We start from the raw sequence: 10,772 nt of genomic DNA on the forward strand, positions 1-10,772 counted from the left end.
TCTGTGAAGATGGGGCCTTCAGGCGAGTTTTTTTATGAGCTGAAGTTGTATTTGTGTAATAATTGCGTACATTTACCCGAAATAAGATCTGATTATAAAGCATGATAAATAACGCTACTATGAAAATTTACCTCCTGATATTGGGGTTGCTTTTGTGTGCCGGGGCCAAAGCACAGGTAGTTCGGGATGACCAGATTGTGCTTAAAACCGATGTTTCCGGGAAAACGCTGGCGCAGATATTGGAGATTATAGAACAACAAACCCCTTATTCCTTTATATATGACGCGCAGGTGATCGACCTTTCGGTTCCTGTCCGCGAAAACAGGGAAGGAAAAAATCTGTTCGACCTCTTATATCTTCTATTTAAAGATACCGATATTGCCTACACGGTCGTTAATAAACAAATCATATTGAACCACCGCGAAGATGTGATCCGTATGCAGCAAAATGCCTCCCGCTGGGTAACAGGCAACGTAAAGGATAAAGACGGTGAGCCCATTATTGGTGCCAATATCCTGATCAAAGGAACGAGCCTGGGTACTGTGACCGATCCTGACGGCTGTTTCGTGCTTTACCTGCCGCCCAAGGCTACCCTCCAGGTATCGTATATCGGCTATCTCCCGCAGAGAATCCAGTATGACGGAAAGAAAACCCTTCAGATCCAACTCGTGGAAGACTCCCAGCAGTTGGGCGAAGTAGTTGTCACCGCCCTCGGGCTTCATAAGCAGGAGGCTTCTCTTCCTTACGCAACCCAACTGGTGGCAGGAGACGAACTGGTGAGGGCGAAGGACTTGAATTTCATTCAGACGCTGGCCGGAAAAACGGCCGGTGTGCAGATCAATCGCACCTCTTTCGGGCTTGGAAGCTCGGCAAGGGTCATCATCCGCGGCTATCGTTCTGTGTCGGGAAATAACCAGCCCTTGTATGTGATCGACGGTATCCCGATGCTGAACAGCAGCAGCGAACAGGCTGTATCTGCCATCGGAGGTACGGCTGATGCCGGAAACCGTGACGGTGGTGATGGTATTTCCAATCTCAACCCCGATGATATCGAGAGTATAAGTATTTTCAAAGGCGCATCGGCAGCTGCTTTATATGGTTCGCAGGCTGCCAATGGCGTGATCCTGATCACCACGCGGAAGGGACAGGAAGATGTGCAGCGCGTTACCTTTTCGTCGAGCCTGACGGTCGACCATGCGGTGAGCTTGCCTAAATTTCAAAACGACTACGGCATGGATCGTGAAACAAAGACCAGTTGGGGGACGAAAGCCGACCTGTCCGATTACAACAATGTGGACGACTTTTTTCGCAATGGTCTGACCGCAATTAATTCCCTGTCGTTTACAACCGGTAACGAGAAGATGCAAACTTATTTTTCTTATGCCAACACCTCTGCCAAAGGTATTGTTGAAAATAACAAGATGCAGAAGCATAACCTCAATTTCCGTGAAACCGCTCGCTTCTTCGACGATTACCTCAAGCTTGATGCCAACGTTAATTTGATGACGCAGAGTATCAAGGATCGTCCGGCCTCAGGTGGCTATTACATGAACCCGCTGGTCGGTCTTTACCGTTTCCCGCGGGGGGAGAATATGAACAAGTACCGTACCCATTTCGAGGCTTTCAACGAAAAACGCAACCTGATGGAACAAAACTGGTATACCGATGGCGAGCTTGATATGGAACAGAATCCATACTGGCTCACCAACCGTATTAAGAGTGACGATAAACGTACCCGCGTTATCGCTTCCCTTACAGCTGCCTTGAAGATTACAGACTGGCTGAATTTGCAGGCCCGCGGCACGGCCGACTATGCGCATGACACATTCGAGCAGAAGATGTATGCCTCCACCGCTCCGGCTCTGGCGGGGGCGAACGGCCGCTACATCGACCTCAATTACACGGAAAATCTCTATTATGGTGACGTGATGGCGATGGTAAACAAGAAATGGGACGACATCACCCTGACAGGAGCCCTTGGGGGGAGTATCAACAGTCGGACTGTCAATTCGTTGAGGCTTGACTCGAAAACGGCTTCACTCTATTATCCAAACCTTTTCACGGTAGCCAATATTATCATGTCGACCGCTGCCTACATTAACCAACAGATCAATGAAAAGCGCGTCATCCAGTCGGTTTTCGCAACCGCGCAGCTGGGCTGGAAGGAAAGTCTGTATGTCGACCTGACCGCCCGCAACGATTGGTCGTCGACCTTAGCCTATACTCGCTATAAAAGTTTCTTCTACCCTTCAGTAGGTCTTTCGTGGATACTCAACAATTCGCTTGCGATGCCGAAATGGATCAACTATGGCAAGTTGCGGAGTTCATGGAGTAAGGTGGGTAACGACCTGCCTTTGTTCCTTAGCAACCCGATCGCCGGAAGTAACGACCAGATCGTGGCCGGCGGAGCTATTCAGACAAACACCGGAGCACCTTTCGACGAGTTGAAGCCCGAAATGAGCACCTCTTGGGAGGTGGGTACGGAATGGAAATTCTTCAATTACCGGGTTGACTTCGATTTTACCTACTATAAAACCAACACAAAGAATCAGCTCTTCACCCTGCCTTCGTCTGCCGGAGCGACCTATAAATATTATTATGTCAATGCGGGGAATATCCAGAATCAGGGCATTGAAGCCAGCTTGGGTGTCACGCCGGTGTTGACAAACGATTTCCAATGGAAGACCTTGCTTAACTTTTCGACCAATCGCAACAAGGTAATTGCGCTCCATCCTGACCTGAAAACCTTTATTTATGGCGACGAGGGTTTTTCGTCCTCTTATTCCATGCGCTTGGTCGAAGGCGGTTCGATGGGTGACATCTACGGAAAGGCTTTCAAGCGCGACGAGAATGGCCGAATCGTCTATACGAAGGATCTGGACGGTGACCAGATACCCGTCGTGATCGGTTCGGGTAACACGGAAAAGGTGGGTAACAGTAATCCCGATTTTATGCTCGGATGGGGCAACTCGCTTACCTACAAGGGTTTTAATCTCTATTTTTTGATTGACGGACGTTTTGGCGGCGATGTGCTGTCGCAAACGCAGGCCGACATGGATCAGAAAGGTGTCAGTTGGGAGTCGGGCGAGGCACGTAATGCGGGTTATGTTAATCTGGAAGGTACCCACCTCGATCCGTCGAAGTTTTATATTATTGTGAGCGGTCGTACGGGTTGCACCGAATATTATATGTATAACGCGACGAATATCCGACTGCGCGAGCTTTCGCTGGGCTACACTTTCCCGAAGAAGCTGATGGAGAAGTTGAAGATATTGCACGAAGTACAGCTTTCGTTTGTAGGCCGTAACCTGTTCTTCCTGCATAAGTCGGCCCCGTTTGACCCTGATGCCGTGCTTTCAACGAAAAATGATAACCAAGGTGTGGATGTGTTCGGTATGCCGACTACCCGCAGCCTGGGATTTAATGTTAAATTTATTTTCTAATGGTGACAGATGATGATGAAAAAGTACACAAAATATATAGCTTTCGTCTTGTTGTCCTGTGTATTGGAGATGACCTCCTGCACGGGCAACTTCGAGTCGTATAATACCGATGGAGCTGGATTTTCCGACGGGTTGAAAGAACAGGAATTCAATAAATACGGCCTCCCACTGAAAGTAGTTCAGCAGGGAATTTATTTCAACTACGACTGGGGTGGGGGAAAGAACTGGACGTTTCAGGTGATGCAAAACCTCGGTGCAGATATGTTCGCGGGTTATTTCCACGATTTCAATCCCTTTATCGAGGGACGGGGTAACACCATCTACAACATGCAGGACGGTTGGAATGGAACATTTTGGGAGAACACCTACGGTTACATCATGCCCGAAGTTTTGAAGGCGCAGGAACTGACTGAAAAAAAGTATGCATCCTTTTTTGGAATAGCATGCATCCTAAAAGTAGAAAGCATGCACCGTGTTTCGGATTTGTATGGCCCCATTATTTACACAGATTTTGGATCGAAAACCGGATCGAAGCCCGATAGCCAGCCGAAGGCTTACCGCGCCTTTTTCAAAGATCTCGACACTGGTATCGAAATGATCCGCAGATATATGGCTGGGCATCCGGAGGTAGAGAACTTTGCCAAGTTTGATATCCTCATGCCTGTGGGGAAACGTACTTATGCTGAGTGGATACGTTTTGCAAACTCCCTCCGCCTCCGCCTGGCTGTCCGCATCGCGATGGCCGACCCGGAACTGGCCGCTTCCGAAGCCTGTAAAGCCTTGGCTGATCCAGGGGGACTACTGGAGGAGGACGATGATATTATCGCTGTGTCAGCCAACGGCAGCGGTTATTATAATCCGTTGGGTGAGATTAAGATAGCTTGGGGAGAGGCTATCATGAATGCTAACATGGAGTCGTATCTGACGGGTTATCAGGACCCCCGCTTGCCGAGATATTTTTCCAGAGCTGTTGGTGGCAAGGGGCTTGAACTCTTTCAGGTGGAAGGTACCTATAAAGGCATTCGTCAGGGAACGGGGTTCAATCATAAGAATTACAGTGGGCATTCAAAAACTACGATAGCCCAGTCGACCAACGCTGTGCTGATGACAGCCGCAGAGGTTTGGTTTCTGAGAGCTGAAGCTGCCCTGCGAAAATGGTCGTCCGAGAACGTACAGTGGTGCTACGAGAATGGCATCCGGGCTTCTTTTGCACAATGGAGTGCGGGCGATGTTGTTCCGTACCTTCAGAATCTTCATACACCGGTAGCGTATAAAGATGCTTTCAACGCCACCTTTGATGTGCAGCCTGTGAGCCGGGTCACTCCGGCTTGGGATGAAACAGCCTCATCTGAAGAGAAATTAGAAAAAATCATCACCCAGAAATGGATTGCCTGTTATCCCGAAGGCTGTGAAGCCTGGGCTGAACAGCGTCGCACAGGTTATCCCCGCCTATTTCCTGTCCTGGTGAACGACAGCCAAGGGATAGTCAACACCGCCTTGGGGCCCCGACGTTTTAACTTCTTCGTCGGCATTAAGACCGCTAACCCGGAACAGTATAATGCTCTTGTCAAAGCCCTCGGAGGTCCTGACAATTGTGGTACCCGGCTGTGGTGGGATACGGGAAGGAATTTTTGAATCTACCTTTTATTTATAGGGAATAAAGCTAAATCAGTAATCTAGGTAATAATATCTGTAATTTATATTACATTATTTCTTTTTTGCCAAACTACCTTTGTACCGGTAATAAATAGTATATTTACCGCTCGAAATAAATGAAACACTATATGGCAATAAAACGTTTTGGTGTCTCTCTGGAAGACAATCTGTTGGAATCGTTGGATAAGTATGTGGACGAAAATGGCTTCGCCAACCGTTCGCAGGCCATCCGGTTCCTGATAGAAAAGAACGTGGCCGAAAGGAAATGGCAGTGTAACCATATCGTTGCCGGTACTATTATAATAATGTACGACCAGGAGAAGAAAGCGATAGCTTCCAAGATTGTCGGTATCGAGCAAGACTATCAGGACGTGATACTCTCGTCTTCCCAGTATTATATCAATCAGCATTTCTGTCTGCACATCGAAACTGTGATGGGTACGGCCCATCGTTTGACGGAATTGGCTGATAAACTGACTGCTATAAAGGGAATTAAACATGGTAAATTGGTGATGAGCCGGGCGGATTAAGCCTATTTTTTTGCCGGTTGGGTAACACGATTATTAAAATAGGTGTTACCTTGGGTGAGGAAACAGATGACAAATGTTATACAAGAATAAATGATGAAGAAAGGATTTTTACTTATTTCAGGATTGCTGGCGGGTTCGGCAGTCTTTGCCTCCGGGCCGGTTGATCCGGTCGAAACGGGTGAACCGGCGGGAATAGATAGTCTGATCAATTTGCAGGGTGTAGTGATTTCTGCAAATAAGATACAGGTAAACCGGAATAGTGTTCCCCTTACTATTTCAGTGATAGACCGGGATCAGATAGAGGCTAGCAGTGAATCTGCTTTGTTACCGGTGTTATCGGAGCGTGTTCCCGGATTGTTTGTAACGGAAAAGGGGATTACTGGATTTGGTGTTTCAAACGGGTCGGCCGGTACGGTAAATATTCGTGGAGTAGGCCAAGGGAATAAAGTGCTGATGTTGTTTGACGGACAGCCACAATGGGCTGGCGTTTTTGGACATTCGTTGCCTGATACATACGTTGCTTCTGATATTGAACGGGTTGAGGTGATCCGTGGACCGGGTTCGTTATTATACGGTTCAAATGCGATGGGGGGAGTAGTCAACATTATCACTCGCCAGCATAAGCAGGAAGGTCGTCGTACGCAGGCACGTGTTATGTTTGGTTCGTACAATACGCAGAAGTACATGATTAATAATGGCTATAACATCGGAAATTTCAGTAGTTTCGTTTCTGTGAACCACGACCGTTCAGATGGTCACCGGCCTGATTCCAAATTTGATATTACAAATGGTTTTGCTAATTTGGGATACCGGATCAATAACCAATATAAAGTAACTGGAAATTTGAGCTTAGCTAAATATAATACGGAAGATCCGGGTGCGATTACCAGTCCGTTGCTGGATCATGTCATGCATATTCTTCGTGGAACAACATCTTTCGCTTTGGAGAACCATCATGAGAAGTCTAGCGGAGCATTACGTGTTTTCTATAACTGGGGACACCATAAGATAAATGACGGCCATGCCGTTAATGCCGACCCGCGCTCATTCCTGTTTTATTCGGATGATCATAATACCGGTGTTCAGTTATACCAGTCTTTCCGTTTAGTGGAGGGAAATACATTTACCGCTGGTGTCGATTATAAGAATTGGGGAGGGCATGCCTGGAATGACACGATTAACGGGCCGGTCGGAGAAATTGTTAAGAAATCGGTCAATGAAGTAGCCGGTTATGCAATCATGCAGCAGGATCTTTTCGATATTTTGAGCCTGAATGCCGGCGTACGTTACGAACATAGTAGCGCTTATGGAGGCGAATGGGTTCCACAGGCCGGTTTTGCGATTCGTCCGTTTGAGGGCAATACGATCAAAGGTTCTTTTTCGAAAGGATATAGAAGTCCGACACTGCGTGAGTTGTATATATCTTATCTCCCTTATTCAAAGGCGAATCCGGATTTGAAACCGGAAAGCATGCTGAGTTATGAACTGTCTGTGGGGCAGTACTTTTTGGACAATCGTTTGCATGCTGAACTAACGGCTTTTTATATTGAAGGGAAAGATATGATTACGGCGGTGAACGGGCAGTTGTCGAATATTGAACGTTTTTATAATAAAGGGATTGAGTTTGAAGCGGGATATCAGATTCTAAACAATCTGAACTTGGATATGAATTACAGTTATCTGTATCTGAATAAAGAAATTGTGGCGGCTCCGGCACATAAGTTCTATGCTGGTGCCACGTATATGCCAGGACGTTTTACCTTTAATTTGAGTGTGCAGTCTATTTTTGACCTGTATACATATGTATCAAAAAAGCCTGAAGAAAATAAGAAAGAAGATTATACCGTATTGAATGCCCGTGCTTCTTACCGTTTCGGTTCGCAGGCTAAAGGATTGAAACTGTTTGTGAAAGGAGAAAATCTGACGGCTACCCGATATTCTATTAACGAAGGTTATCCGATGCCGAAAGCGGTATTTATGGGAGGGATAGATGTGACGTTCTAAGTCTATAATAAATACATTGTTGGAAGAGACTGTTTCGAAAGGGGCAGTCTCTTTTGTTTTTATAAGTGAGATTTTATGCAAATGTGTTAAATATATTGAATTTTTGAGCCTGTTGTCATGGTTGTTTCGTTCTTTTTGTAAACATAAATGGCGGATATGTAAAGCATGCTGCCATTGTATTTCAAAGCTGAGTTAATGTATTAAAATTAATGCTCAATACAGTTCTTAATTTATAAATTTGCCTCGATTTGATAATGGTTTTTAACTGTCGGTAGAGAGTGGAGATGATTCCCTTTTGATTTTGGGATGAAGATATTTTGAACTTTATTTTATTAGAATTATGAGTAAATGTATTATGAAAAAGATCGTACATGTTCTATTTCTGTTGCTATTATGGGCGACGTTGCCTGCAATAGCCCAAACGTCGGTTGAAGTGAATACGGTAGCAGAGTTAAAAACGAAAGTCAGTACTGCTGTTGAGAATAGTGTGTTTGTGCTGACTGCGGATTTTGTGGAGGACTTTAACACGCAGGCTTCTTCTATTGATTTGACAATCAATTCGTCTGCAAAGATCACTATTGACGGGGCAAATCAAACCCTGAAAGCTGCTTTAGACAAACAGCATTTTACAGCCAACGGATCAGGAGAGGGAACATTGACTATTCAAAACCTGACTCTTACCGGATTAGTAAAAGACTCGGAATTGGTAGGTGGAGAATTTCCAAAAGACTGGAATCCGGATGCTTCGAATATTGGAGGAGGAGTAACCGGTAGTTTCCCTGGAGAATTAAAGATAATTAATTGTCTTTTTTCTAAAATGAGACCACCGGGAGCCGGTGTAAATGTGTCTTCCAAGAAAGTAACGATCAAGGAATCATCGTTTATCTCTTTAGGTATAACTAATTCGTTTAATGGTGGGGCAGTTATTTATACGCGGGGAAGTACTTCTTATGAAGTGGAAAACTGTACATTCGCTTATAATTATGCCAAAGGTGCTTGGGCGAATGCCTCAGCGATTATTTATGTAACAGTGAATATTGCCGATCTTATTTCCTTTAAGAATAGCCGCTTCTACAAGAATACGAATAATACAGCAGTAAAAGATGGCGCTGCTGGTGGTGGTGTCATCTCATTGAAAGATGCTTATCCTGAGAAGTTTATAGTAGATAATTGTGAGTTTGTTGGAAATGAGGTAGACTCCTATGGCGAACTGGGGAACACAGCCGATGGAGGTGCTCTCTATTTTTATGTACATAATGGAGGAGGAAGTTACCCGAACAAACCGGCAGTCGAAATAACAAATAGTACGTTTATAGAGAATACCGCTTTCGATGAGGGTGGTGCGATTGCTCTTGTCGGCCAATACCTGCTGAATGCGCAGGTGAAGAATAATACATTTTATGGTAATGTGGCAAGAGGGGAACAGCGAAAAGGTACGTATGTTGCAGATGGTACAGACGGAGGTGGTGCAGTTGAAGTCGATACCAAAGCGACGGCTGTATTCGAAAATAACACTGTTATCAAGAATAATGCTTTGAAAGGAACCGCTTCTTTGGGAAATGCTGGTGGTGGAATTTCACTTGCCGGCAGTGCTAAAGCCTCCTTAAAGAATAATATTATTAGCGGAAATCAGAATTCCTATACGCTGAATAACAACTATATTGATTTATATCCGGCGATAACATCTACCTCATGGACTTCCAAAACAGGCACAAATATTGTCGAAAAAAAACTGGAAGATATCTTTGGCATAGCCGATCCTAAACCTATCGCCTACGGCAACAAAAAGGCTGGCGATCCGAGATGGGATACTGCGAACGATGCTTTTTACGGTGTTATTAAAACGATACCGATCCTGCCGAATGACAAGAGCCTGGCCGATATACAGCCAAGTGGTCTTGCCGATGATACTGTCGATAACTCTACTTTGAGTGAACTGATGGGCAAAGACCAGAACGGCAATCCCCGTATTACGGCCAGTGATGGCTTTTCGGATTCGGGCGCTGTCGAAATTCTCTGGGTACGTTTTAATGCCAATGGCGGAAACTGGACAGGTCTGGAGGCCAATACCTACGCCGGTGCTGATTATTACAACCTGGAAGATGGCAAGACCTCCTATTATTACAAGGTTATCAATAACGGAGGTAAAGTATCCAGTCCTCCAACAGCTCCGGACAAATTGGTGCATCCCGAAGGTAAGACGTTCGTTAAATGGGTAACGGATGATGCGGAAGAAAAAGATTGGGTCAGCTCGGCCGCCGTGACGAAGAATGCGATGTATAAAGCCATATGGAAAGAAAATGCCTTGGAAGTAACCTATCATTCAAATTTCGAGCCCGACAAAACCTATAAGCATTCATATGATGAGGGAAAAGTAACCGTCGCCACCTATCCGGCAACCGCCTTGCCCATTCGTCCGAACCATATTTTCCTGAGATGGACGACGAATGCTGACGGCACAGGTACGGCATACCAGCCCGGGGCGACTTTCACGATTACAGAAAATACCGACCTGTACGCCCAGTGGGAACCCAACTCTACCCTGAAGCTGCAATGGTCAGTTTCTAAAACAACTCCGGAGATATTTGAATTCAACGATGTGGAGAACAACTCTACCACCTCTGTGATGGTTGGAACTCCCGTTTACGTCCAGATCAGACCGATAGAACTTGACTACATAGATTATGACCGCTGGTCCATCGAATATACTGCAACGCCGGCAGACTACCACTATCCGATGGAAGAATCAATCGCAAAAAAACTTCGCTACGATTTCAACAAAGGGGAAGCTCATACGCTGGAAGGAACCTATTATTATAATGTAAGCAAACTGATCCTCTACAAGGATGGGGTAGAGGTTGCCACTTATATCTACCGTAATGCCACCTGTACCCACACCGTGATCATCCAGGCAAAGCCGATAGCTAAAATACCGGCTTTGCAATGGTCGGTATCGACCGCCACCCACGAGCAATCTAACTTCCGTGACGTGGACGACCAGACAACAACGTCCGTAAATTATGGAACTCCTGTCTTTGTACAAATCCGCCCGATCGGACATGAAGACATCACTTTTGAACGTTGGGATGTTGAATACTCCGTGACTCCGGCGGAACATTATTATGGCATGAATCCAATC

Annotated in this window: 5 protein-coding genes; all 5 read left to right on the plus strand. The window is 45.7% G+C overall.

What is annotated here, in order from left to right:
- Window positions 1-119 precede the first annotated feature (119 nt).
- Window positions 120-3,443, plus strand: coding sequence for a SusC/RagA family TonB-linked outer membrane protein (locus NBH14_RS25125; RefSeq protein WP_186961566.1), 3,324 nt, complete (start codon window positions 120-122; stop codon window positions 3,441-3,443).
- 15 nt (window positions 3,444-3,458) lie between these two features.
- A complete protein-coding gene (locus tag NBH14_RS25130) occupies window positions 3,459-5,078 on the plus strand; it encodes a SusD/RagB family nutrient-binding outer membrane lipoprotein (protein WP_186961565.1) in 1,620 nt (539 codons plus the stop codon).
- A gap of 149 nt (window positions 5,079-5,227) precedes the next feature.
- Window positions 5,228-5,629 (plus strand): nickel-responsive transcriptional regulator NikR, encoded by a 402-nt coding sequence (nikR, locus tag NBH14_RS25135; RefSeq protein ID WP_128134771.1) that lies wholly within the window; start codon window positions 5,228-5,230, stop codon window positions 5,627-5,629.
- Window positions 5,630-5,722: 93 nt separating this feature from the next.
- Window positions 5,723-7,633 (plus strand): TonB-dependent receptor plug domain-containing protein, encoded by a 1,911-nt coding sequence (locus NBH14_RS25140; RefSeq protein WP_186961585.1) that lies wholly within the window; start codon window positions 5,723-5,725, stop codon window positions 7,631-7,633.
- A gap of 355 nt (window positions 7,634-7,988) precedes the next feature.
- Window positions 7,989-10,772, plus strand: a 2,784-nt coding sequence (locus NBH14_RS25145) for an InlB B-repeat-containing protein (protein WP_250817833.1), incomplete at its 3' end; no start/stop codon positions are given.

This window comes from Parabacteroides caecihominis (genome assembly GCF_023656785.1).
GTDB classification, from domain to species: Bacteria; Bacteroidota; Bacteroidia; order Bacteroidales; family Tannerellaceae; genus Parabacteroides; species Parabacteroides segnis.